Below are 23,739 nucleotides of genomic sequence, written 5' to 3' on the forward strand. Positions count from 1 at the left end.
AACGGTCCATTTAGTAGAAATTCAGTCAGTAATAACTAAAGTGTGGCGAATTCTTCGATTGGCGCCATGCCACGGGATTCAAGGAATCCGAGCATACGATCCACTGAAACATTGAGAATACGGTCTTCCGGGAACTCAACTTCTGCCAGCACTTTGCGGCACTCATCGAAATCCCCAAGGGTAAATGCAGTATGGGAATCAGAACCCAGCGATAACCAGCCACCAGCATCACGCACCGCAGCGGCGATAGCGCGGCAGTTCGGGCCACTCCCCTTGCGCGAATGGGTGAATGAAGAGTTATTCAATTCCAGCGCGACGTTATATTTTGCTGCAGCCTGGGCAATGGCAGGAATGTCGACCGGATATTTCGGGTTACCCGGATGACTAATAATGTGAACTTTTCCGCTCGCCATAGCCGCAATCATGGCTTCTGTGTGCGTTGCGCTATCTTTTGGCGGGAAAACGGGTTCGTGAAAACCGGCAATAATCAGATCCAAGGCGTCAAGCATGGGGCCAGTGCAGTCAATTTCCCCGGCAGTATTTTTAATATTGGCTTCAATACCACGCAAAATACCAACGCCATCAACCACGCGTGGCCAGATACGCATGTTCACAAAGTGCCAGTAATGCGGTGCATCTGCCATATCCGGGCCATGATCGGTAATGGCAAACAGCTTGATGCCTTTGCTTTTAGCGATCGCAATGTAGTCATGAAGGGTGCTATAGGCGTGGGTACTGGCGACGGTGTGCATATGCAGGTCAACGGGATACATGGCTCTCTCCTTTTATCTCTTTCCCGCAAGGATAGCAGTTATCGCCGTTGTTTTTTAGCCCGGCTCCAGCCGGGCAAAGAATCAGTAGCCGTTATCTAATGACACTTCCCCGCCTGGTGGTTCCTTGTTTTCTATCTGGCGAATCGTCTTCGCGATATAAGTCATCGCTTCTTCAGGACGTGTGACCGCAGCAAGGTGCGGGGTAATTGCAATGCGAGGATGCTTCCATAACGGACTGTTCTGAGGAAGTGGCTCTTTGGCGAACACATCGAGCATCGCACCTTTTACTTTACCGCTTTCAAGCGCCGCCAGCAGATCGTCTTCAACTAAATGCACGCCACGCGCAAGGTTCATCACGTATGAATTATCGGCAAGTTTATTAAGCAACTCGCTGTTAATGATGCCAACGGTTTGCGGTGTGTTTGGCAACAGGTTAATCAGCACACGAGTGCCGGAGAGGAATTGACCCAGTTGTTCTGCGCCCGCATAACTTATGACACCAGGATAATCTTTCTTACTGCGGCTCCAGCAACGCACCGGGAAGCCCCATGCGGCGAGGCTTTCTGCCACTTTCCCGCCCAGTACACCGGCACCAAGCAGACCAATAGTAAAGTCTTCGCGGCGATAATCTTCCAGTGGCTGCCATTTGGCCTGCTGCTTTAAGGCCTGATAGTCATCAAATCGGCGGAACCAGTGCAACACCTGACTGACGGCGTACTCCTGCATTTGCAGCGCCATGCCGGTATCCTCAAGGCGGAATAGCGGCACGCCATTGGGCAACATATCAGGATGTTTCTGCAACTTGCTCAGAATGGAATCCACACCAGCACCTAACGCAAACACGCCTTTAAGCTCACGACGCCCGCTGAGCATCTCCACTGGAGGATGCCATACCAGCGCGTAATCAGCTGGCTGCTTATCGCCCGGATGCCACTGACGAACCCTGGCCTGCGGAAGTCGCTGTTGCATACCTTCGAGCCAAAATTGAGGATCAAATGTCGGGTGGTGAAAAATAATATCCATGCTTTCTCCATGTATTCTTAGACTTACGCGCAGCGTTTAACAATACATTAGATGAATCTATTTAAAAATCATCTCGCTTTGCTGATTTAAGAAGCAAGTTGTTTGAAGTTTGGCTAAACGCACCGGTTTTTCTATGAAGTGCATTGACGCAGCCCAGAGATTTCCCTACATTAGCGCCCGTTCCAGCAGTATCAGGAACAACAAAACGGTGAGGTGTCCGAGTGGCTGAAGGAGCACGCCTGGAAAGTGTGTATACGGCAACGTATCGAGGGTTCGAACCCCTCTCTCACCGCCATATTCAAAGAGAAAGTCTGAATTCACGTTCAGACTTTTTTTTCGTCTGAAATTTGTCTTCTGTTTTGTCGGATGACGCTGCGCTTATCCGACCTACGAAGAAGCCTTGTCATCAGCCTCAAGTATCAATTCACGTTCAGACTTTTTCCCCCCAAATTTTGGCATCGTTCATAGTTTGAGCTAACGGTATAAAAACAGAAGATTAAACTTGACCGAACAGGGTTCAGTCCCTATAGTAGCGCCCCGTTGCCCCCTGATGTTGGCAACAGATACAAAACGGTGAGGTGTCCGAGTGGCTGAAGGAGCACGCCTGGAAAGTGTGTATACGGCAACGTATCGAGGGTTCGAACCCCTCTCTCACCGCCACATTCAAAGAGAAAGTCTGAATTCACGTTCAGACTTTTTTTTCGTCTGAAATTTGTCTTCTGTTTTGTCGGATGACGCTGCGCTTATCCGACCTACCCGTTTCAGTTCGTAGGGTGGATGACGCTGCACATTTCCGACCTACCCGTTTCAGTTCGTAGGGTGGATGACGCTGCGCTTATCCGACCTACCCGTTCCAGTTCGTAGGGTGGACGACGCTGCACATTTCCGACCACCCCGTTTCAGTTCGTAGGGTGGATAAGCGCAGCGTCATCCACCATTTGTATCAAAGATTCGATACCAAAAAAAACCCGAACCTGGGTTCGGGCTTTTTTCTACTCGGACTTACGTTTGCTAAATCGCTCTCGTATCACCACGAAGAACACCGGCACAAAGAAGACAGCCAACAGAGTCGCCGACAACATCCCGCCCATCACACCTGTGCCGACGGCATTTTGTGCCCCGCTCCCCGCGCCACGACTCAATACCAAAGGCATTACCCCCAGGATAAACGCCAGTGACGTCATCAGAATAGGACGTAAACGCATCCGCACTGCATCCAGCGTAGCTTCAAGCAAGCTTTTGCCTTCTTTCTCCATCAGGTCTTTCGCGAACTCGACAATCAGGATCGCATTCTTCGCCGACAGGCCAATAGTCGTCAGCAGCCCCACCTGGAAATACACGTCATTGTTCATCCCACGCATCGCCGCCGCCAGAAGCGCACCCACCACACCGAGCGGCACTACCAGCATGACCGAGAACGGTATCGACCAACTTTCGTATAACGCCGCAAGACACAAGAACACCACGACCAGTGAGATGGCATACAGCGCCGGTGCCTGGTTTCCAGAAAGCCTTTCCTGATACGACATCCCCGTCCAGTCATAACCGATTCCGGAAGGGAGTTTCGAAGCAAGCTGTTCCATTAATACCATTGCCTCACCGGTACTTTTGCCCGCAGTCGCCTCGCCCAACAGTTCCATAGAAGGCAAACCGTTGTAGCGTTCCAGACGCGGTGATCCATACATCCAGTGAGAGGTTGAGAACGCCGAGAGCGGCGCCATCTGCCCGTTACTGCCGCGCACATACAGATTATTAATATCCTGTGGCAACATGCGGAAACGCGCATCCGCCTGCACATACACCTTCTTCACGCGCCCGTTATCGATAAAGTCGTTCACGTAGGTGCCACCCAAAGCACTGGCGATGGTCTGGTTGATATCCGCAAGACTAATACCAAGGGACTGCGCTTTTTCCTGATCGATTTCGAGCTTGTACTGTGGCGTATCTTCAAGACCATTCGGGCGAACACGCGTCAGCACATCGGGATGTTTCGCCACCATGCCCATCAACTGATTACGTGCCTGAGTCAGTTGTTGATGCCCAAGATTTGCCTGGTCGATAAGTTCGAAGTCAAAACCGGTCGCGGTTCCCAACTCAATAATGGCCGGTAAGTTAAAAGGGAAGACCAGGCCGTCGCGAATCTTGCTGAACGCTTTGGTGGCACGTTCAACGATGGCACCGACACCGTTTTCCTTTCCTGCTCTCTCTTCCCAGGGTTTCAGGCTAATAAAGGCAATCCCGGAGTTTTGCCCCTGCCCGCTATAACTAAAGCCGTTGACCGTAAACACCGATTCGACGTTCGCCTTTTCGGTGTCGAGATAGTAATGCGAGATCTCGTCGAGCACTTTTTGCGTACGTTCCTGCGTCGCACCCGCCGGCAACTGCACCATCGTCATAAACACGCCCTGATCTTCTTCGGGCAGGAACGAGGTGGGTAAACGTAAAAATAACACCGCCATTCCGACAACAATAATCAGATATAGCAGCAGGTAGCGCCCGGTGCTGCGCAAAATATTGCTGACGCTGTCGGTGTAGTGATGCGCACTTTGGTTGAATTTTTTGTTAAACCAGCCAAAGAAACCCGTTTTTTCGTGGGACTGTGGATCGACCGGTTTTAGCAGCGTCGCGCACAACGCCGGAGTCAGGATTAACGCCACCAGCACCGAAAGCGCCATCGCCGAAACAATGGTTATCGAGAACTGGCGATAAATGGCCCCGGTCGATCCCCCAAAGAATGCCATCGGAATAAACACCGCCGAGAGCACCATGGCAATACCGACTAAGGCGCCCTGAATCTGGCCCATCGATTTCCTGGTGGCTTCTTTAGGCGAGAGATGCTCTTCCACCATCACGCGTTCGACGTTTTCCACCACCACAATTGCATCGTCCACCAGCAAGCCTATCGCCAGCACCATACCGAACATGGTTAAGGTATTGATCGAATAGCCAAACGCGGAAAGCACGGCAAAGGTTCCGAGCAAAACCACCGGCACCGCAATGGTCGGGATCAGCGTCGCACGGAAATTTTGCAGAAACAGATACATCACCAGGAACACCAGGATGATGGCCTCAAACAGTGTTTTCACCACTTCATGAATCGATATTTTCACAAACGGGGTGGTGTCATACGGGTACACAACCTTCATGCCCTGTGGGAAGTAAGGTTGTAATGAGGCCAGTTTCGCCTTGATACCCGCAGCGGTATCGAGCGCATTGGCTCCTGTCGCCAGTTTAATCCCCAAACCTGCAGCGGCCTGGCCATTAATTTTCGCCACCGTATTGTAGTTTTCACCACCTAACTCAATGCGCGCCACATCGCTTAAATGCACCACGGAGCCATCTGGGTTGACTTTCAGCGTGACTTTGCCAAATTCTGCCGGATCCTTCAGGCGCGTCTGAGCGATAATTGACGCATTAAGTTGCTGATTTTTAACCGCTGGCGTCCCACCCAGTTGCCCTGCAGCAACCTGGTCATTCTGTACTTTAAGCTGACTCACCACATCGCCAGGATTAAGTTGGTATTTGTTCAACGCATCCGCATTCAGCCAGATACGCATCGCGTACTGCGCACCAAACAGTTGAACATCCCCGACACCATTGGTACGGCTGATGGAGTCTTTGAGGTTCGAGGCCACGTAGTCGGAAATATCATCCTGGGTGAGATTGGGATTATCGGAGATAAAACCCGCCACCAGTAAGAAACTACTGGAGGATTTTTCAACGCTAATCCCCTGCTGCTGCACCTCTTGCGGCAACAGCGGCATCGCCAGTTGCAGTTTGTTCTGCACCTGAACCTGGGCAATATCCGGGCTGGTACCTGATTTAAAGGTCAGAGTAATGGTCACGCCACCAGCGGAATCACTGGTGGAAGACATGTACATCAGGTTATCGATGCCGTTCATGTTCTGTTCGATAACCTGCGTCACGGTGTCCTGAACCGTCTGCGCATCAGCACCAGGGTAAGTTGCCGTCACCGCGACGGCAGGAGGTGCAATTGTCGGATACTGCGCGACGGGCAGCTGTAAAATTGCCAGTCCACCGGCAATCATTAAAATGATAGCCAGTACCCAGGCAAAAATGGGTCTTTCAATAAAAAAGTTAGCCATTGTCCAGAATACCTTAGTGTGTTTGAGCGGCAGCGCTGTCCGGCACTATCTGAACAGCAACCCCGGGACGAACGCGCTGAAGACCACTGACAATCACTTTGTCGCCCGGCTTAACGCCTTTAGTCACCAGCCATTTATCGCCAATCGCCTGCGGCGCAGTGACTTCACGCACTTCGGCTTTGTTGTTTTGATCAACCACCATCACCGTGGCATCTCCGCGCGGATTACGCGTCACACCCTGTTGCGGCACAAGAATCGCATCAGGCTGAATGCCCTCGTCAATTTTTGCGCGCACATACATCCCTGGCAGCAACTGGTGCTGGGGATTAGGGAACACGGCTCGTAAAGTGATAGAGCCGGTGGTCTGATCGACCGTCACATCAGAGAACTCAAGCTCGCCGTTCAGCGCATACGGCTGACCATCTTCCATCATGAGTTGCACCGCCGTCTTGCCGTTCGATTTCTTCAGACTTCCCTGTTCAACCGACTTCTTGAGCTGCATAAAATCGTTACTCGATTGGGTGACATCCACATAAATCGGGTCGAGCTGCTGTACCGTCGCCATGGATGAAGCCTGGCCGTTGGTGACCAACGCCCCTTCGGTGACATTCGATTTACCAATACGGCCATCGATTGGCGAGGTAACTTTGGTGTAAGCGAGATTAATCCGCGCATTTTCCACTTCAGCTTTCGCGGCGGTGACTTCGGCATCCGCTTGCTGGGCAGTGGCGACGGCCTGATCGTAATCCTGCTGACTGATGTACTTCGTGCCAAGCAAAGGGACGTAACGTTTCACCGTTAAATGGGCAATATTTGCAGCAGCCTGAGCCCTGGCAAGCGATCCTTGAGCACTGTTCCACGCAGCCTGATAAGGCGCGGGATCGATCTGATAAAGGGAATTTCCTGCTTTGATATCGCCGCCTTCAACAAAATTGCGCTTCAGGATGATGCCGCTTACCTGCGGGCGAACTTCCGCGACCCGAAAGGCATCGGTACGCCCTGGAAGTTCAGTCGTCACAGCCAGTGGGGCTGATTTAACGGTATACACATTGACTTGAGGTGTTGGCGCTTTCGCCTTTGCGTCATCGTTATCATTACAACCCGTCAATACGCCAGCCGCGATCAAAAGCACGGAAGGCAGGAGGATGAACTCACCATATTTCTTCATTACTGTTCCTTAACGCATGATTCCTGAAGTAAAAATTTGCAGCTGATGGAGGAGTGCGAAAACCACCAGCCACGTATTCTGGTTATTTCGCCTTTCCGAAGAAGCGACTGATCACGACGAAGAACACCGGGACAAAAAAGATCGCCAGTAGAGTGGCGGACACCATGCCGCCCATGACGCCTGTCCCTACGGCATTCTGTGCACCACTCCCCGCACCACTGCTGATAACCAGCGGCATCACGCCGAGAATAAATGCCAGAGAAGTCATTAGGATGGGACGCAAGCGCATTCGCACCGCATCGAGTGTGGCCTCGATTAACCCTTTGCCTTCTTTGTCCATCAGGTCTTTGGCGAACTCGACGATAAGGATCGCGTTTTTGGCCGAAAGCCCAATGGTGGTCAGTAAGCCGACCTGGAAATAGACGTCGTTATTCAGCCCACGCAGTGTGGCGGCTAGCAGTGCGCCGACCACACCCAGCGGCACCACCAGCATCACAGAGAAAGGAATTGACCAGCTCTCATAAAGGGCAGCCAGGCACAGGAAGACGACCAGCAGTGAAATCGCGTAAAGAGCAGGTGCCTGGTTTCCGGACAAACGTTCTTGATAAGACATTCCGGTCCAGTCATAGCCAATTCCGGTCGGTAATTTCGATGCTAACTCTTCCATCAGCAGCATTGCCTCACCGGTACTTTTGCCGGGTGTGGCTTCACCGAGGATTTCCATAGATGGCAGACCGTTATAACGTTCGAGACGCGGAGAGCCGAAAATCCATCGCGCACTGGCAAAGGCGGAGAATGGCACCATCTGTCCACTGCTCCCGCGTACGTACCAACTGTTAATGTCCTGCGGCAGCATGCGGTCCGCCGCCCGTCCCTGCAGATAAACCTTCTTCACGCGACCATGGTCGATAAAATCATTGACGTAAGTGCTGCCAAGTCCGGCGGCAATGGTCTGGTTAATATCGGAAATACTGACGCCCAGCGACTGCGCTTTTTCCTGGTCAATTTCGAGCTTAAATTGCGGGGTATCCTCCAGCCCATTTGGCCGGACACGCACCAGTAAATCCGGACGTTTGGCGATAGCCGCGAGCATCTGGTTTCGCGCCTGCGTCAGCGCTTTGTGACCCAAACTTGCCTGGTCGACTAATTCAAAGTCGAAGCCAGTTGCGGTGCCCAGTTCTGTAATCGCAGGCAGGTTAAAAGCGAAAACCATACCGTCGCGAATCTGGCTAAACGCGCGGGTGGCTCGTCCGACGATGGCGGTCACTTCATTCTCTTTACCCGGGCGTTTATCCCAGTCTTTCAGGCGCACAAACGCCAGACCGTTGTTTTGCCCTTTGCCGCTGAAGCTAAACCCGTTCACGGTAAATACCGATTCAACGTTGGCGGACTCTTTCGTCAGATAGTAATCGGTAATCTGATCCATGATTTTCTCGGTTCTGGCCTGCGTCGCCCCGGCGGGTAACGTCACCATGGTGAGAAAAACACCCTGATCTTCTTCGGGCAAAAATGAGGTCGGTAAATGAAGGAATAACGCGGCCATACCGGCAACGATCAGCACGTAAAGCACCATATAGCGCCCGGTGCGACGCAAAATTTGTTTCACGCTGTCCGTGTAATGATGGGTACTTTGTTCGAAGCGGGCATTAAACCAACCGAATAAACCGGTCGTCTTACCATGGCTTCCTTTGGCAACGGGCTTGAGTAAGGTGGCGCATAACGCGGGGGTTAAAATCAGCGCAACCAGCACCGAAAGCGCCATTGCCGAAACAATGGTGATGGAGAACTGGCGGTAGATAACACCGGTGGAACCGCCGAAAAATGCCATCGGAATAAATACCGCCGACAGCACCATCGCAATCCCCACCAGCGCGCCCTGAATTTGCCCCATCGATTTCTGCGTCGCTTCTTTCGGCCCTAGCCCCTCCTCTGCCATCACGCGTTCGACGTTTTCCACCACCACAATGGCGTCATCCACCAGCAAGCCTATCGCCAGCACCATACCGAACATGGTTAAGGTATTTATCGAGTATCCAAAAGCGGCCAGGACCGAAAACGTCCCCAACAACACCACCGGCACGGCAATCGTAGGGATAAGCGTGGCGCGGAAGTTCTGCAAAAACAGATACATCACCAGGAAAACCAGCACGATAGCTTCGAGCAGGGTTTTGAAGACTTCGCGAATAGAGATTTTAACGAACGGGGTGGTGTCGTAGGTGTAGACCACACTCAAGCCGTGGGGGAAATAGGGTTGCAGGCGACCCATCTGTGTCTGCACCGCTTTTGCGGTATCCAGCGCATTCGCGCCAGTGGCCAATTTAATCCCTAAACCCGCTGCGGGTTTCCCGTTGTAGCGGGCGATGACGTTATAGTTTTCCCCACCCAGTTCGATGCGCGCGACATCGTGTAATTCAACTTTTGCGCCGTCAGATTTCACTTTCAATAAAATGTGGCCGAACTGTTCAGGGTCGCGCAGACGAGTCTGAGCAATAATAGAAGCATTCAGCTGCTGGCCAGCAATGGCAGGCGTACCGCCCAGTTGCCCGGCGGCGACCTGGGCGTTTTGGGTTTTAATCTGGTTAATCACATCCAGCGTGGTTAACTGGTATTTATTGAGCTTGTTTGGGTCAAGCCAGATGCGCATCGCATACTGCGCACCAAATAACTGAACGTCACCCACTCCCGCCGTTCGACTAATCGGATCTTTGATATTTGAGGAGATATAGTCGGCAATATCATCCTGGCTCATGCTGCCATCCTGAGAGATAAATCCGGCAACCATCAGGAAACTGCTGGAGGATTTTTTCACACTGATCCCCTGTTGCTGCACTTCTTGTGGCAACAGTGGCATCGCGAGCTGTAGTTTATTTTGCACCTGAACCTGAGCTATATCCGGATCGGTCCCTGACTTAAAGGTCAGTGTTACGGACACGCTACCCGAAGCATCACTGGTGGATGACATGTACATCAGGTTATCCAGGCCGTTCATGTTCTGCTCGATGACCTGTGTCACCGTATCCTGAACGGTACTGGCGTCAGCACCCGGGTATGTGGCGTTGATGGCAACCGCAGGCGGGGCAATTGTCGGATATTGCGCCACCGGTAAATTGATGATCGACAGCACTCCCGATAGCATCAAAATGATCGCCAACACCCAGGCAAATATGGGGCGCTCGATAAAAAACTTCGCCATCTGGAAATTTCCCTATTAAAGGTCTGACTCTGAATGGATATAGAGGCCGCAAGCTTACCAGAGGGTTTAGCGATTAATTATTCATGCGTGTATGTATAAAGTCTCATTCGAAAACTGGACAGAGAAAATTTAAAAGCACACACTCTTTGGTGTTTTAATTAACGCAACAGACAATAGAAAAAGAATATTCAAACCTGTTAATTCTTGTAACTAATATTCACAAAGAGTTAATCCATTATGGCAAGAAAAACTAAAATTGAGGCGTTAAAAACGCGTCAGCATTTGATTGATGTCGCCATCACACTATTTGCTAAAAACGGCGTATCCGTCACTACGCTTGCCGACATTGCTGATGCAGCAGGCATGACCCGTGGCGCGATATACTGGCACTTCGACAGTAAGGTTTCGTTGTTTAATGAAATCTGGAACATTCAGCCCTGCGTATCTCAGGAGATACGACGTAAAATAAAGGCACAAATTCAGGATGATGACTTAATTTTATTACGCGAACTCATGATAGAAACGTTGAGGTTTATTTCCACCGATCGCCGCCAACATGATTTATTACAAATTCTTTATCATAGCTGCGAATTCACTGGGGAAATGTACACAGAGCGAGAAATAAGAGAACGGTTTTGGTTTAATCGTGAAAGGATGAAGAAGTTATTACGCAGTTGTATTTCAAAAGGTCAAATACCTGTTAATACCAATATCGAACTGACGGTAACCATTATTCACGGCTATTTCAGTGGGATCATCAAAAACTGGCTAATGCAGCCGGAAAATCTCAATCTTTACGAGCAAGCACCTGATGTGGTCGATAATCTGATTTTGATGCTGACAAAATCTGCGTGAATGGGTGATGAATGTCGGATGTCGCGGGATTAATGTCGGATGACGCTTCGCTTATCCGACCTACTTGTTTATGTATGTGGGGGGATAAATGTCGGATGACGCTGCGTTTATCCGACCTACTTTCTAGGTTTTGCAGGTTTTGTAGGGTGGATAAGCCGTAGGCGTCATCCACCACAAAAAGATTACAAATCTTTGAACGTTCCCAACCGATAACCACGTTCTGCTATCGCGTATTTAAGCGAAGCGGAAGTCAGGACATCCAGTTCCGCCAGGCGTGGATAGCAATACTTGCTGGCAAGAATGGTGTTATCAATAAACGAAGGATGACACATGACCTCTAACGATTGTTCGTCTCGCGCCATCGACCTTTCGAGAGTGTCGAGGAACAGCGATTCCGTAATTTGCTCGCCATAAAAGCCGCTATCAAAACCCTGGGTGGTTTTAACGTCATGTTGCTCAATCTCACCCGTTTTTGCCGCATCGTAATCAAAGCGCACCGGAATGCCTTTCGCCTTCGCGAATGCTTCAACAATCGGATAGATCTGCGGGATCATATGGACATGGTGATGGCTGTCGATATGCGTTGGGGCACGGCCAAATAATTCGACGAATCTCGCAAACTGGCACGCCAGTTCGTGCTCAATTTCTGCCAGGGGTAATGCGTTTTCTTCAGCGCGTTGCCAAATCCATTTCCCCAATTCTCCCTGCTCATCCGTCAGCCCCGGCATCGCAGATAGCGGGCGCCCTAGCGTCAGCACAAAGTGCATACCCATCGCCAGACCTGGATGTTTAGCACTTAGCGCAACGGCATGTTCAATTCCCTGAGCGTTAACCATTGCGGTGGTCGATGTCACAACACCGTTGATGAAGGCATCGATAATTCCGTAATTTTGCGCTTTGCAAAGCCCAAAATCGTCCGCGTTAACAATTAATAACTTATCCATTGTCGCCTCGCGAGGTTGCCTTCCCTTTGCAGGGAAGGCTTCCGGTTATTTAAGAGCAGCGATAGCCTGCGCAAAGTTCGGCAGATTTGCTTCGTGTGCGAGCAGCATGTCGCGGGCAATTTTCTCAGCATCTTTGTCTGAATGAATCAGCGGACTTAAGTTAAGCGCCAGCAGAACATCGTTAAAGTTACCGCTCAGAGCCGCTTCACTTGCCGCCACCTCAAAGCCTTTAATGGTGTAAATCAGACCCAGCACTTTTTCGTCAAAGTGCGTAATGCGCGGAGTTGGCGTTGCGCCATCGCGACCGATAGTACAGGTCATCTCAACCGCCCAGTCTGCCGGAATATTATCTACATGACCATGATGCGGCACGTTAACGTAATGCTCGCTTTGCTTATCGTTGTAGATGTCGCTTATCACTTCACACGCCGCGTCAGAATAGTAAGCACCGCCACGCAGTTCCAGCTCTTTTGGTTTCACGTTCAGAGCGGGATCTTTGTAAAGCTCGAACAGTTGCTTCTCAACTTTCTGAACAACCGTTGCACGAGCACCGCCTTTATAGAACTCGCCCATTTCGATAGCCAGCATCTCTTTTTGCTTGAAGTAGTACAGCAAGTAAGAGCATGGCAGCAGACGCAGGGAACGAATCAGGCCTTCGCTAAATGGCAGATCAAAGATGTTTTTCACTGAATTCGCGGTCAGCGTACCGGAGGCCACGCCATCAAGCAGCTCGTCGAAACGAGAGGTTCCGTTAACAATGACATCTTTGATGAACACCATGTGGTTCAGGCCGAACAGGTCGATGTTCAGTTCATCAACAGGTGTCAGTTTCAGCACATCTTTGATGAACATTTTCATGCCCACGGGGATGTTGCACACGCCGATAAATTTCTTGAAATCCGTGTGGCGGTAAACCGCTTCGGTCACCATACCGGCTGGGTTGGTGAAGTTAATCACCCACGCTTCAGGGCAGATCTCTTTCACATCATTAATAATGTCGAAAATAACTGGAATGGTACGCAAGCCTTTAAACAAACCGCCTGCGCCGTTGGTTTCCTGGCCTAAATAACCGTAACCGAGTGGGATGCGTTCATCAAGTTCACGGGCTTTCAGTTGGCCAACACGTAATTGCGTGGTGACAAAGTCGGCATCGACCAGCGCTTCGCGACGATTCAGGGTTTTGTACAACGCAATTGGCACACCGGCGCGCTCAATCATACGTAAGCAAAGATCGAAGATAATATCTTGCTTCTCTTTTCCAGCTTCAACATCAACCAGCCATAATTCAGTGATCGGCAATTCTTCGTAACGTTTAATAAAACCTTCGAGTAATTCAGGGGTATAGCTACTACCACCACCGATTGTGACGACTTTCAATTTTTTACTCATGAGGACTCCGCTAGTACTTTCGCTCGATATAATTGAGATCTATAGATGTATTATTGAGGATTATATTTAACCCTCACTAATATATTTACAGGATATTAAATTGATTACTTAATGCTGTATAATTGCTTCCGATAATGCTGCGGCGTAAAAGAAGTTAACTTTTTAAAGTTTTTAATAAACATACTGGCACTGCTGTAACCGGACTCGAAAGCAATATCGGTGACAGAATAGTTGGTGATCTCCAGTTGTTTCTTGGCGAAATCAATTCTTATTTCATTGATAATTTGCATCGGCGTTTTGCCGTAATGGCGTTGTGTGGCGCGGGTTAAATACTCTTGCGACTTACCGGACAACTCCACCATGTTGACTAATGCTTTATCACCAAACATTGATTTGCCATGCATCTGCTCAACGGTATTTTTCAGCCAGACGGGAATATCTCCCCCAGACTCTGATTCCTTATGATGGCGAAGACGATTCACAATGTAAAAAGTCACCATTTCAAGGAACTCACTAAACTCACCCTGACGGAAGTTTAATGATGCAGTCACAGATTCAATATAAGCCAGAAACTCATTCTTAATTTGATAAACCTGTGAAGCAATAAAACACGCTGGGAATAAAGGTAAATAATGCTGCTCAAAAAAAGCCTTGCTGATACCGACATTCAGGATCCGTGTTGCACCAAAATCATAAAAACTTTGATGGTAGGAACCGAGTGGAATGAAAACAAAACTCCCTCTTTCCAGCAGCACACGTTTACCGTTTATTTCCTGATAATAACGTCCTGTTAGCACCACCGTGAATTCATAATAATCATGTTGGTGTAGCCCGGAGACACTTTCAACTTTATTGTGGATGAACATGTGGAAATGTTGACCATCAAAAAGTTGACTCTCACGTGCGGTATTAATTTCCATACTGATTACCGGTGGCTGCATAAGGGACTCCAACTTATTTTATTTTTTCGTGAAGCTCAATAAGTTCTGTGACCAACTCACGCGCCAGCATCGAGGTCATCAGGTGGTCCTGGGCATGAACCAGCACCAGACTCACTTTAGTTTTGCCTTCGCCCTGGTCACCTTCAATCAGTTTGGTTTGCACCAGGTGGGCTTCGTTCAGTGCTTCACGAGACTGCCCCATCAACTCCCAGGCTTTTTCAAAATCACCCGTTTTTGCGATTTTCAGTGCTGCGTACGCCAGGCTGCGCGCCTGACCTGAGTTGATGATTAAACCCATTACCACTTCTTCAAGATCGTTAGTATCGACTTCGTTATCGACTACGTTTTCTAAATCAAACATCAAATTCTCTCCCGGTAAATTTAAAGTGGTTGGGGACAGGGGGCCATCCCCAACCAAAACTGCTTCCCTTCATACTTCAAGCCGCATCTGCGTTGGCTTCCTGCAACTCGAATTATTTTAGGTATGAACTTAAGATTAGAATTTCAGTGCGTTAGCAATATCTTCTTCACTTTCTTCTTCTTCAATAACCGCCTGCGCTTTGTTAGACAGGATAACGAACGGTATGTAGACACATGTCGCGACACCGAGGTTAAACAGAGCCACTAACAACGCTGCGATACTGCCGTTACTGTTGAAGAAGGCGCCCAAACCGGTAGGCATGGTCCACGGCGCGAGGTTGGTGACCGGTGGAATAATGCCCAGAGAATAAGCCGCAAGCGTAATCGCTGCCAGAATCGGTTGAACCAGCACAAACGGGATAAACATAACCGGGTTCATGATGATTGGCAGACCGAACAGGATGGGTTCGTTAATCTGGAAGATGCCTGATGGCAGTGCCAGTTTCGCCACCTGACGGTGATCTGCACGGCGGGACACCATGAAGATGGCGATAATCAGACCCAGTGTCGCACCTGAACCACCCAACAGGATGTAGGAGTCGAGCATTGGTTTCGCCCAGAAGTGGAACTGTTTGCCCGCATCAAGTGCCGCTTGCACTGAACCATACTGGTTATAAATAGCGATGTTTTCCAGCGCCCAAGGGGTCATGATGCCGTTGTCCAGCGCGGTCAGCGCCAGTGAACCATGCACACCGAAGAACCACAGCAGGGAGTTGAAAATCACGTACGCCCAGCCCACTACCGCACCCATCGATGCCAGCGGCGTAGAGATGGAATCCATAATGATCTGGTGGAAGTTGCTACCGTGATTGGCCAGCAACCAGGAAATAATCCCGAAAATAGACAGAATTAAAAAGCCTGGAATTAAGGCAGAGAAAGAACGTGATACCGACGTCGGTACACTGTCTGGCAAAGTAATAACCCAGTTGCGGCGGATAACAAATGTAAATAGCTCCGCGACCACCAGACCAATAACAATACCGGAAATAATATTCTGACCACCTAACCAATTAGCCCCTACCGCATAGGCTTCACCTACGCTATAGGGAGTAACAGTCATAAATGCCGCAACGGATAATAAACCGGCAGCAAGTGGGTCAACTTTACGTTCCTCAGCAAGCGCCATACCAATGAAAAAAGGAGCCATTAGCGACATAATACCCAATGTGCCGTTATACACATTGCCGCCAATGGCTTTTAACCCATTAAGGGTTTCAATGGTCGAGGGATCTAAGCGAATACCTAAGGAATAGAAAAAGGAACCGGCGCCAAAACTCAGAAAGACGTTATTGATTAATACGAACATGGCCCCGGCAAGGGTCAATGGCATTAATTTGATGAAACCATTTTTAATTGCGTTGACGTGCGGTTGCTTCCCAATTTTCACTGCGAAAGGAAGCAATATCTTCTCAAGTGAATCAATGACTTTACTCATTTGGAATTTCCTTTATTGCCGCAAGTGTCTTGCGGCCAGGTTGTGTAAGGTCGTTCTTTGACGGAAAAATAAAACAAAATAAAATCTATATACCCAAATAATTCGAGTTGTAGGAAGGCGAGCGGCCAACGTATCTACAACTTGAAGTATGACGGGTATAAATTAACTGTTTGCTGCTGCTTTCTTGATCGATGCGACGGCTGCTTTAAGCACGCCTAACCCATCAATTTTGCCGTACATGGCGGAATCAATAACTTCAACTGTCTTACCCGGTAATACTTTTTGAATTTCTGGCAGCATATAAGCGATTTGTGGTCCCAGTAATACCAAATCTGCATCCTTGCCCTTTTCCGCCGCCAGAGTTTCAGGCCAGGCTTCAATCACAACCGGTACTTCATACTTCTCTGCCTGCGCCTTCATTTTCGATACGAGTAATGAAGTGGACATACCGGCAGAACAAAATAGGTAGATACGTTTTTTAGTCATATTAGTTTCCTCACGTTGCTATAGCCTGCATGTCGGATGTCAACACAACCCACACCTGCAAAAGCGAATTTTTGGTCAGTTATGATTGTTTCTGGTTGGGAGAAGTATACGGCAACAATCTGGCGGGGAATAATTTTGCGGAGCTGATAATTGTCTCTCCTTGACCATCCGTTTTGATACCCTTCACATTTTGGGTAAATAATTCGCGCAAAGAAAAAAGCCCAAACAGAGTTTGGGCTTTATGAATCTATCACACCAGGGTTCAGTCGTAGGCATTCAAGGTGCGCTGGCAAAGGGCTGAGCGCACACAATCTTGTTTACCAAATCGTACGACACCTATCATCTCATCTTCTTCAAAACGTGCCAGAGCATCACTCAGGCCGGACTGAACACCTCTTGGCAAATCACATTGTGTGATATCGCCATTGACGATGACCGTCACGTTTTCCCCAAGGCGGGTTAAGAACATCTTCATTTGCGCGCTCGTGACGTTCTGCGCCTCATCAAGAATAACCACCGCATTTTCGAAGGTACGTCCGCGCATATAGGCGAACGGCGCGATTTCTACCTTACCGATTTCGGGACGCAGGCAGTACTGCATGAAAGACGACCCTAAACGTCGCACCAGGATGTCATAAACCGGGCGGAAATAAGGGGCGAATTTTTCCGAAATATCCCCGGGTAAGAAGCCGAGATCTTCGTCAGCTTGCAGGACCGGGCGTGTAACAATTATCCTGTCGACATCCTTATGTATCAGGGCCTCAGCAGCTTTCGCCGCGCTGATATACGTCTTGCCGCAACCTGCTTCGCCCGTAGCGAAGATAAGCTGCTTTTTCTCGATGGCATTAAGATAGTGCTGTTGAGCCTCATTTCGCGCAGCTATTGGTGAATTATCACGGCAATCCCTGGCCATGCCGATAGATTCAACGCCGCTCATCTGCACAAGCGTGGTGACCGATTCCTCTTCACGTTGCTTGTGGCTACGTGAATCCCGTCTCAGCACACGTTTTGCTTCGCGACGAGCTTTGATCACTGCTTTCTGTCTTCCCATGGATGGCACCTTACAGTTGGTTTCATTTCCCGCGTCACTTTCGGGTACGCGATTATGCTCACTAACGGATGAGGTTTGGCTTCCTTGTAAGCCATAAACTGCCGGTTGAGAGGATGCACCAGTTAGACGAACTACGCCGCTTAGCGCATCGTTGACACTCTGAGTTTTTAAGGAGTTTGGGTTTTTAGCGGTGAAGATAGCGAAGCCGGAGGAGAGGCCTCCGCGCTGGATGGTGCGGGTAAGATGTTTGTTTAATCGTCCAGTACAGGACCCTACCATTCGCGATCTCCAATGTGATTAAATTTCACAGCCGGGAACTACCGCTCGTGCTTTAAGTACATCAAATTTTATCTAAAATGCAACACTTATTTTACTTTAATTCAACATTCGCGTTTCGTCACGCGTGAGTCATGTTTATGACACAGAAATATTACAGTTTTATATCAAGGGTATAGTCATATATAAATTGAATGAATAATAGACAGGCAAATTGTTAGCAAATGAAAAATTAGCAGGGGAAGGAATCGCCCTCACCCCGGCCCTCTCCCCCAGGAGAGGGAGAAGACCAGACAGTCCCTTCTCCCTCAGGAGAGGGAGAAGACCAGACAGTCCCTTCTCCCTCAGGAAAAGGAGAAAACCAGACAGTCCCTTCTCCCTCAGGAAAAGGAGAAAACCGGCCAGTCCCTTCTCCCTCAGGGAGAAGGTTAGGATGAGGGTGGTTTCAACATCACCGAATCAGGCCTCAATCAACCCCTGCCCTAAATAATGCTGATTGTCTTTAACGCCAGGCAAAACAAAGAAATACCCGCCGCCAATCGGCTTCACATACTCTTCCAACGCCTCACCGTTAAGCCGTTGCTGCACGTCGAGGAAACCTTTCTCAAGGTCATGCTGGAAGCAGACAAACAACAGGCCCATATCTAACTGGCCAGATTTGGAAACGCCCAACGAATAGCTGTAACCCCGGCGCATCATGAGATTTGACTGGGTTTCTTTGGTTCGTGGATTTGCCAGACGAATATGGGCATCCAGCGCAATCACATTGCCATCGGGATCGGCGGTATAATCCGGTTCGTCGTGCTCGTTCTTCATTCCCAACGGCGCACCGCTGTGTTTGTCGCGGCCAAAAATGGTTTGCTGTTCTTTCAACGGCGTTCTGTCCCATGACTCAACATGGAACTGAATGATACGCACCGCTTTGTAACTGCCTCCCACCGCCCATGCAGGTTCCTGCTGGTTGCCGGTCACCCACACCACTTGATCCATCAGCGACTGGTTGCTGCTGTCGGGATTGGCCGTGCCGTCTTTAAAGCCCAGCAAGTTGATTGGGGTTTCCTTGCCACGTGAACGTGCCGCGTGGTTAGAGATAAATCCTTCCCGCTTCCAGCGCACGCTGAGTAAATCAGGCGTGTGCTTGATAATGTCGCGCAACGCGTGGATAACGGTATCCGCGGTATTCGCGCAAATCTGGATCAGCAAATCGCCGTGACACAAGCTGGCGTCGAGGGAATCGTTGGGGAAACGTTCCATTTTTTGCAGCTTCGTCGGCTTCTGTGCTTTCAGACCAAAACGTTCATCAAACAGTGACGTCCCCGCTGACAACGTGATAGTCAGGTTGTCCGGGTAGATTTCTGCGCCGAGGATGCCTGAGTCCATCGGTGGCATACGAGGATTAGGTGTCTCCGGTGCCGGGCCGCCGGTGGTCAGGAAATCAAAACGCGCCGTCAGCAACTTGAACAAACGTTCGAGGTCCGCTTTATCACTTGCCAGCACATCGAATGCCACCAGCATCATCGCCGCTTGCTGTGGTGTGAGCACACCAGACTGGTGCACTCCATAGAACGGTTGTTTTTCCATGCGTGCGTCAGGCGGCAAGGTACCCGGAGATGTCTCCTGTTTTGCCGCATGCGCCACAGGGCAACCGCCCGCCACGGCAAAGGCGCCGCCGAGCGCGCCCAGACCCTTTAATAACCGACGGCGCCCCGGTTGGTGGCCGTCGTGTTTGCTATTTTCGTCCATCTGACTTGTCCATAAAACTTATTCCACAAAACCTAGTCCAGACCCAGAACGCCACGCAGTTGCGACAAATCTTCAGCCAGTGCCGTTACCGGCCCTTTTAGCGCATTACGGTCTGCGTCAGTCAATTTGTCGTAAGTTTCAAAGCCATCTTTGGTGCGATATTTTGCCAGAATGGTGTCGACTTTCTTGAAGTTGGCATCCACTTTTGCCAGCAATGGCGCGTTATCTTTGGCCAGTAAAGGACGTAACAGGTTGACGATTTTCTGTGCGCCATCGACGTTAGCCTGGAAGTCCCACAGGTCGGTGTGGCTGTAGCGATCTTCTTCGCCGCTGATTTTGCTGGCTGCGACTTCTTCAATCAGACCCGCAGCGCCGCCGACCACTTTGCTCGGTGGGAAAGCCAGTTCAGAGATACGCGTTTGCAGATCCAGCACGTCGGTATTCAGCTGTTCAGCATATTTTTCCATGCCTTTGGTGGAATTATCACCAAACAGCGCTTTTTCCAGACGGTGGAAGCCGGTGAATTTCGGATCGTTGGCTTTTTGCTCGTAATCGTCTTCACGGGCATCGATGCTGCCGTCGAGGTCGGAGAACAGTTCAGCAATCGGTTCAATACGCTCGTAATACTGGCGCGTTGGTGCATACAGGGATTTGGCTTTTTCGATGTCGCCCGCTTTCACCGCATCCGTAAAGGCTTTAGTGCCTTTAACCAGTTCGGCGACTTGCGCGGTGACATACGCTTTGTATTCAGTGATTGGACCGGTCAATGCCAGCAGATCGTTCTTCGGTGCAGTCTGGTCGCCAGCGGCTTTCACGATAAGCTTCCCTTTCGGGTTGCTGAGCAGGCCGCACGTCATGTCGTACTCACCCGCTTGTAGGTTCGCGGTCATTTTCTGCGAGAAGCCAGGGGCGATGTTTTCGCGCTCTTCCACTACCATCACGCCTTTGAGGATTTCCCACTCCAGCGCTTTCTGGCTGTTGTTCTGAATAATGAACTGAGTTTTACCCGCGTTAACCGTGATGTTCATCGGTTCACACTGTTTATCGGTAACGGTGACTTTTACCTGAGGAACATCTGCGGCCTGCACCGCAAATGCGGAAGAGGCAAGAGCGAACAGCGCAACGTGCAAAGCCTTACGACGAAAATGTGTAGTCATGGCCAATCCCTATAAAAATATTAGTATGTTGTAACTAAGCGGCGATCTCTCGCCGCAAGATCATTAACGAACGTTATTTGTCGCCTGAGGAGTCAAGCGCGGGGGAATAAAAAACAGCACCAGCGCGGGGATCAGGTAAATGAAGTACATCGCCACTTCACTGACGCTCGGCGCTTCCTGATAACCAAAAATGCCTTCCAGCAGCGTGCCGGTCAGGGAATGCGTTGAAAGAACGTTACTCAGATCAAACGCAATGTCCTGGAAGTGGTTCCACAATCCCGCTTCGTGGAATGCGCGAACCGCACCCGCAGCCAGTCCCGCAGCCACCAGCAAAATAAACAAGCTGGTCCATTTGAAGAAGACGGCGAGATTCAGGCGGATACCGCCCCAATACAGCAGGAAACCCAGCACTATCGCGGTGCCCAGACCGAGCATTGCGCCGAGTGGCGGCATGATGCCAACGTCCTGCTGGAATGCGGCCAGCAGAAAGAACACCGACTCCAGACCTTCACGCGCGACGGCGAAGAACACCATCATAATCAGCGCCCAGCCGTGGCTTCCTTTGCTATGTAATGCGTTGTCTACCGCTTGCTCTAACTGGACTTTGACGTTGCGCGACACTTTGCGCATCCAGAACACCATCCAGGTAAGGATGAAGACCGCAATAACCGCGACGATGCCTTCAAACAACTCCTGCTCTTTTTGCGGGAATTCACCGGTAGTTTCGTTAATGAAGATGCCCAGGCCTAAGCAAAGTGCTGCGGCTGCAATCACCCCAATCCACATGACGCCAATCCACTGGCCACGCTGTGTACGTTTCAGATAGCTGGCTATCAAACTAACGATCAGCGCGGCTTCCAGGCCTTCGCGCAACATAATGAGAAACGGAACAAACATTCCTGATACTCCAACTGTGAACTCAGGTCAAAAGACGTAAAGAAAAGTAAAACCAGAACGATTGTGATTATCATTATCACGAAAATAAACACAAGCGGATTGTCAGGATATTTATCTCCAGATGTAAACAGGGCCGCATATTCGCGGCCCTGGAGAGGTGATTCAGTGATGCACTCGCCTGTTACTCAGCCTGCAATTTGCCCGGTGCAGGGGTGTGATAAATCTCATCGGCTTGCTCGAAGCGTTTTTGCATTGAAGCACTTGGCGCTTTGCCCAGCAGGCTGACCACCACAATACCGATGCTGCCGAAGATAAAGCCTGGGATGATTTCATACAGGCCTAACCAGCCGAACTGTTTCCAGACGATAACGGTCAGTGCACCGATAACCATCCCCGCTAATGCGCCATTACGTGTCATACGTGACCACATAACAGAGAACAGAACCACTGGCCCAAACGCAGCACCGAAGCCTGCCCAGGCGTAACTGACCAGGCCCAGAACGCGGTTTTCAGGGTTTGCCGCCAGCGCGATAGCGATAAGCGCCACCACCAGCACCATGAAGCGCCCGACCCATACCAGCTCTTTCTGCCCGGCATTTTTACGGAAGAAGGCTTTATACAAGTCTTCGGTAATTGCGCTCGAGCACACCAGCAACTGACAGCTCAGCGTGGACATGACCGCCGCCAGAATGGCGGATAACAGGATGCCCGCAATCCACGGGTTAAACAGCAGTTGCGCCAGCTCAATGAACACGCGTTCGCTGTTCTGGTTAACGGTTCCCGCCAGTGACGGATTATTAGAGAAGTAAGCAATCCCGAAGAAGCCCACAGCACACGCGCCACCGAGGCACAAAATCATCCACGTCATACTGATGCGACGCGCATTAACGATGGTGTGATGGGAATCTGCTGCCATGAAACGCGCAAGAATATGCGGCTGGCCGAAGTAGCCCAGGCCCCAACCCATCAGCGAAATGATGGCGACGAAGTTCAGCCCCTTCAGCATATCGATGTTTTCAATGCTTTTTTGCTTGATAACTGCCATCGAATCATCAAATCCGCCGACCGCAATCACCACCATAACCGGTGTGAGGATCAGGGCGAAAATCATCAGACTCGCCTGCACGGTATCGGTCCAGCTCACGGCAAGGAACCCACCCACGAAGGTATAAATGATGGTTGCCGCAGCACCCGCCCACAGCGCGGTTTCATAGCTCATGCCGAAGGTGCTTTCGAACAGACGAGCCCCCGCCACGATGCCGGATGCGCAATAGATGGTGAAGAACAGCAGGATAACCAACGCCGAGATAATACGCAGAATGCGGCTCTTATCTTCAAAACGTCCGGTGAAATAATCAGGCAAAGTCAGCGCGTTATTGTTCACTTCGGTGTGAACACGTAAACGCCCGGCGACCAGTTTCCAGTTAATGTAAGCGCCAACCGTCAGGCCGATGGCAATCCAGCTTTCCGAAATACCAGAAAGGAAGATAGCGCCTGGCAGACCCATCAGCAGCCAGCCGCTCATGTCGGACGCGCCCGCTGATAACGCAGTAACCACACTTCCGAGGCTGCGACCGCCCAGAATATAGTCATCAAAGTTCTTGGTTGAACGCCAGGCGATAAACCCAATTAATATCATGCCAAAGATATAAATGAAGAAGGTCACCAGCATTGGTGTACTCATGGTCATGCAAGTTCTCCAGATTATTTCCGGTTCTACCCGGTATTACCGTGCCGGAACGCAGCACAGCTTATTTATAGTCATTTCGGTTTGCGACCGTATCCTGCAGGAAGCATTTTTAACTCGCAAACGTTTTAACACGCTACTCACAAAACATTCACCATACAAAAAATAGCTTTTTCCTGGAGGTTGCACTCGCTC

Annotated in this window: 17 protein-coding genes and 2 tRNA genes; 3 read left to right on the forward strand and 16 right to left on the reverse strand. The window is 50.1% G+C overall.

Annotated features, from left to right (window positions below; all coding sequences use genetic code 11):
• Nucleotides 1–35: 35 nt before the first annotated feature.
• Both WBL83_RS03320 and ghrA read right to left on the reverse strand, forming a co-directional pair.
• On the reverse strand, nucleotides 36–773 hold the full coding sequence (locus WBL83_RS03320; protein ID WP_424587786.1) for a phosphatase: 738 nt from the start codon (nucleotides 771–773) through the stop codon (nucleotides 36–38).
• An 81-nt stretch (nucleotides 774–854) separates the two neighbouring features.
• The gene (ghrA, locus tag WBL83_RS03325; RefSeq protein WP_424587787.1) at nucleotides 855–1,796 is read right to left on the reverse strand and encodes a glyoxylate/hydroxypyruvate reductase GhrA; all 942 of its coding nucleotides are present in this window, start codon (nucleotides 1,794–1,796) and stop codon (nucleotides 855–857) included.
• A 207-nt stretch (nucleotides 1,797–2,003) separates the two neighbouring features.
• Between ghrA and WBL83_RS03330 the strand changes: the two genes are divergently transcribed.
• Nucleotides 2,004–2,091: transfer RNA gene (locus WBL83_RS03330), tRNA-Ser, on the forward strand.
• Between the two features lie 277 nt (nucleotides 2,092–2,368).
• Nucleotides 2,369–2,456: transfer RNA gene (locus WBL83_RS03335), tRNA-Ser, on the forward strand.
• Between the two features lie 332 nt (nucleotides 2,457–2,788).
• Here WBL83_RS03335 and WBL83_RS03340 read toward each other — a convergent pair.
• From WBL83_RS03340 to WBL83_RS03350, 3 genes are all read right to left on the reverse strand, one after another.
• The gene (locus tag WBL83_RS03340) at nucleotides 2,789–5,902 is read right to left on the reverse strand and encodes an efflux RND transporter permease subunit (RefSeq protein ID WP_424587788.1); all 3,114 of its coding nucleotides are present in this window, start codon (nucleotides 5,900–5,902) and stop codon (nucleotides 2,789–2,791) included.
• 13 nt (nucleotides 5,903–5,915) lie between these two features.
• Nucleotides 5,916–7,070: an efflux RND transporter periplasmic adaptor subunit gene (locus WBL83_RS03345; RefSeq protein WP_424587789.1), complete on the reverse strand. Its 1,155-nt coding sequence runs from the start codon at nucleotides 7,068–7,070 to the stop codon at nucleotides 5,916–5,918.
• Between the two features lie 82 nt (nucleotides 7,071–7,152).
• Nucleotides 7,153–10,263 carry an efflux RND transporter permease subunit gene (locus WBL83_RS03350; RefSeq protein ID WP_424587790.1) on the reverse strand — a complete coding sequence of 1,037 codons (3,111 nt, stop codon included), beginning with the start codon at nucleotides 10,261–10,263 and terminating at the stop codon, nucleotides 7,153–7,155.
• A 237-nt stretch (nucleotides 10,264–10,500) separates the two neighbouring features.
• Here WBL83_RS03350 and WBL83_RS03355 point away from each other — a divergent pair, with 237 nt between their 5' ends.
• A complete protein-coding gene (locus tag WBL83_RS03355; RefSeq protein ID WP_424587791.1) occupies nucleotides 10,501–11,118 on the forward strand; it encodes a TetR family transcriptional regulator in 618 nt (205 codons plus the stop codon).
• A 182-nt stretch (nucleotides 11,119–11,300) separates the two neighbouring features.
• Here the strand turns inward: WBL83_RS03355 and chbG are convergent, their stop codons facing one another.
• From chbG to putP, 11 genes are all read right to left on the reverse strand, one after another.
• Nucleotides 11,301–12,062: a chitin disaccharide deacetylase gene (gene chbG, locus WBL83_RS03360; RefSeq protein ID WP_424587792.1), complete on the reverse strand. Its 762-nt coding sequence runs from the start codon at nucleotides 12,060–12,062 to the stop codon at nucleotides 11,301–11,303.
• Between the two features lie 45 nt (nucleotides 12,063–12,107).
• Complete coding sequence (locus WBL83_RS03365) at nucleotides 12,108–13,451, reverse strand: 6-phospho-beta-glucosidase (protein ID WP_424587793.1); 1,344 nt, start codon at nucleotides 13,449–13,451, stop codon at nucleotides 12,108–12,110.
• A gap of 104 nt (nucleotides 13,452–13,555) precedes the next feature.
• On the reverse strand, nucleotides 13,556–14,392 hold the full coding sequence (gene chbR, locus WBL83_RS03370; RefSeq protein ID WP_424587794.1) for a transcriptional regulator ChbR: 837 nt from the start codon (nucleotides 14,390–14,392) through the stop codon (nucleotides 13,556–13,558).
• A 13-nt stretch (nucleotides 14,393–14,405) separates the two neighbouring features.
• Entirely contained in the window at nucleotides 14,406–14,753 is a 348-nt protein-coding gene (gene chbA, locus WBL83_RS03375; RefSeq protein ID WP_424587795.1) for a PTS N,N'-diacetylchitobiose transporter subunit IIA, read from the reverse strand.
• A 135-nt stretch (nucleotides 14,754–14,888) separates the two neighbouring features.
• The gene (gene chbC / locus WBL83_RS03380) at nucleotides 14,889–16,247 is read right to left on the reverse strand and encodes a PTS N,N'-diacetylchitobiose transporter subunit IIC (RefSeq protein ID WP_172894936.1); all 1,359 of its coding nucleotides are present in this window, start codon (nucleotides 16,245–16,247) and stop codon (nucleotides 14,889–14,891) included.
• A gap of 162 nt (nucleotides 16,248–16,409) precedes the next feature.
• Complete coding sequence (locus WBL83_RS03385; RefSeq protein ID WP_064548032.1) at nucleotides 16,410–16,733, reverse strand: PTS sugar transporter subunit IIB; 324 nt, start codon at nucleotides 16,731–16,733, stop codon at nucleotides 16,410–16,412.
• 262 nt (nucleotides 16,734–16,995) lie between these two features.
• A complete protein-coding gene (gene phoH, locus WBL83_RS03390) occupies nucleotides 16,996–17,784 on the reverse strand; it encodes a phosphate starvation-inducible protein PhoH (protein ID WP_424587796.1) in 789 nt (262 codons plus the stop codon).
• Between the two features lie 735 nt (nucleotides 17,785–18,519).
• Nucleotides 18,520–19,803 carry an iron uptake transporter deferrochelatase/peroxidase subunit gene (gene efeB, locus WBL83_RS03395; RefSeq protein ID WP_424587797.1) on the reverse strand — a complete coding sequence of 428 codons (1,284 nt, stop codon included), beginning with the start codon at nucleotides 19,801–19,803 and terminating at the stop codon, nucleotides 18,520–18,522.
• Nucleotides 19,804–19,835: 32 nt separating this feature from the next.
• Nucleotides 19,836–20,960 carry an iron uptake system protein EfeO gene (efeO, locus tag WBL83_RS03400; RefSeq protein ID WP_424587798.1) on the reverse strand — a complete coding sequence of 375 codons (1,125 nt, stop codon included), beginning with the start codon at nucleotides 20,958–20,960 and terminating at the stop codon, nucleotides 19,836–19,838.
• A gap of 63 nt (nucleotides 20,961–21,023) precedes the next feature.
• Nucleotides 21,024–21,857, reverse strand: coding sequence for an iron uptake transporter permease EfeU (efeU, locus tag WBL83_RS03405; protein ID WP_424587799.1), 834 nt, complete (start codon nucleotides 21,855–21,857; stop codon nucleotides 21,024–21,026).
• A gap of 181 nt (nucleotides 21,858–22,038) precedes the next feature.
• Nucleotides 22,039–23,547, reverse strand: a complete 1,509-nt coding sequence (gene putP / locus WBL83_RS03410) for a sodium/proline symporter PutP (RefSeq protein ID WP_424587800.1) — start codon at nucleotides 23,545–23,547, stop codon at nucleotides 22,039–22,041.
• Between the last annotated feature and the right edge of the window lie 192 nt (nucleotides 23,548–23,739).

The organism is Buttiauxella sp. (assembly GCF_049686335.1).
GTDB lineage: Bacteria > Pseudomonadota > Gammaproteobacteria > Enterobacterales > Enterobacteriaceae > Buttiauxella.

What these genes read in the sequence shown, in the direction of transcription:
- WBL83_RS03320 (WP_424587786.1), bottom strand. Translation starts at nt 773, where the DNA reads ATGTATCCCGTTGACCTGCATATGCACACCGTCGCCAGTACCCACGCC.
- chbA (WP_424587795.1), bottom strand. Translation starts at nt 14,753, where the DNA reads ATGTTTGATTTAGAAAACGTAGTCGATAACGAAGTCGATACTAACGAT.
- putP (WP_424587800.1), bottom strand. Translation starts at nt 23,547, where the DNA reads ATGACCATGAGTACACCAATGCTGGTGACCTTCTTCATTTATATCTTT.
- efeB (WP_424587797.1), bottom strand. Translation starts at nt 19,803, where the DNA reads ATGGACGAAAATAGCAAACACGACGGCCACCAACCGGGGCGCCGTCGG.
- WBL83_RS03365 (WP_424587793.1), bottom strand. Translation starts at nt 13,451, where the DNA reads ATGAGTAAAAAATTGAAAGTCGTCACAATCGGTGGTGGTAGTAGCTAT.
- chbC (WP_172894936.1), bottom strand. Translation starts at nt 16,247, where the DNA reads ATGAGTAAAGTCATTGATTCACTTGAGAAGATATTGCTTCCTTTCGCA.
- WBL83_RS03385 (WP_064548032.1), bottom strand. Translation starts at nt 16,733, where the DNA reads ATGACTAAAAAACGTATCTACCTATTTTGTTCTGCCGGTATGTCCACT.
- ghrA (WP_424587787.1), bottom strand. Translation starts at nt 1,796, where the DNA reads ATGGATATTATTTTTCACCACCCGACATTTGATCCTCAATTTTGGCTC.
- WBL83_RS03340 (WP_424587788.1), bottom strand. Translation starts at nt 5,902, where the DNA reads ATGGCTAACTTTTTTATTGAAAGACCCATTTTTGCCTGGGTACTGGCT.
- efeU (WP_424587799.1), bottom strand. Translation starts at nt 21,857, where the DNA reads ATGTTTGTTCCGTTTCTCATTATGTTGCGCGAAGGCCTGGAAGCCGCG.
- chbR (WP_424587794.1), bottom strand. Translation starts at nt 14,392, where the DNA reads ATGCAGCCACCGGTAATCAGTATGGAAATTAATACCGCACGTGAGAGT.
- chbG (WP_424587792.1), bottom strand. Translation starts at nt 12,062, where the DNA reads ATGGATAAGTTATTAATTGTTAACGCGGACGATTTTGGGCTTTGCAAA.
- efeO (WP_424587798.1), bottom strand. Translation starts at nt 20,960, where the DNA reads ATGACTACACATTTTCGTCGTAAGGCTTTGCACGTTGCGCTGTTCGCT.
- phoH (WP_424587796.1), bottom strand. Translation starts at nt 17,784, where the DNA reads ATGGGAAGACAGAAAGCAGTGATCAAAGCTCGTCGCGAAGCAAAACGT.
- WBL83_RS03355 (WP_424587791.1), top strand. Translation starts at nt 10,501, where the DNA reads ATGGCAAGAAAAACTAAAATTGAGGCGTTAAAAACGCGTCAGCATTTG.
- WBL83_RS03345 (WP_424587789.1), bottom strand. Translation starts at nt 7,070, where the DNA reads ATGAAGAAATATGGTGAGTTCATCCTCCTGCCTTCCGTGCTTTTGATC.
- WBL83_RS03350 (WP_424587790.1), bottom strand. Translation starts at nt 10,263, where the DNA reads ATGGCGAAGTTTTTTATCGAGCGCCCCATATTTGCCTGGGTGTTGGCG.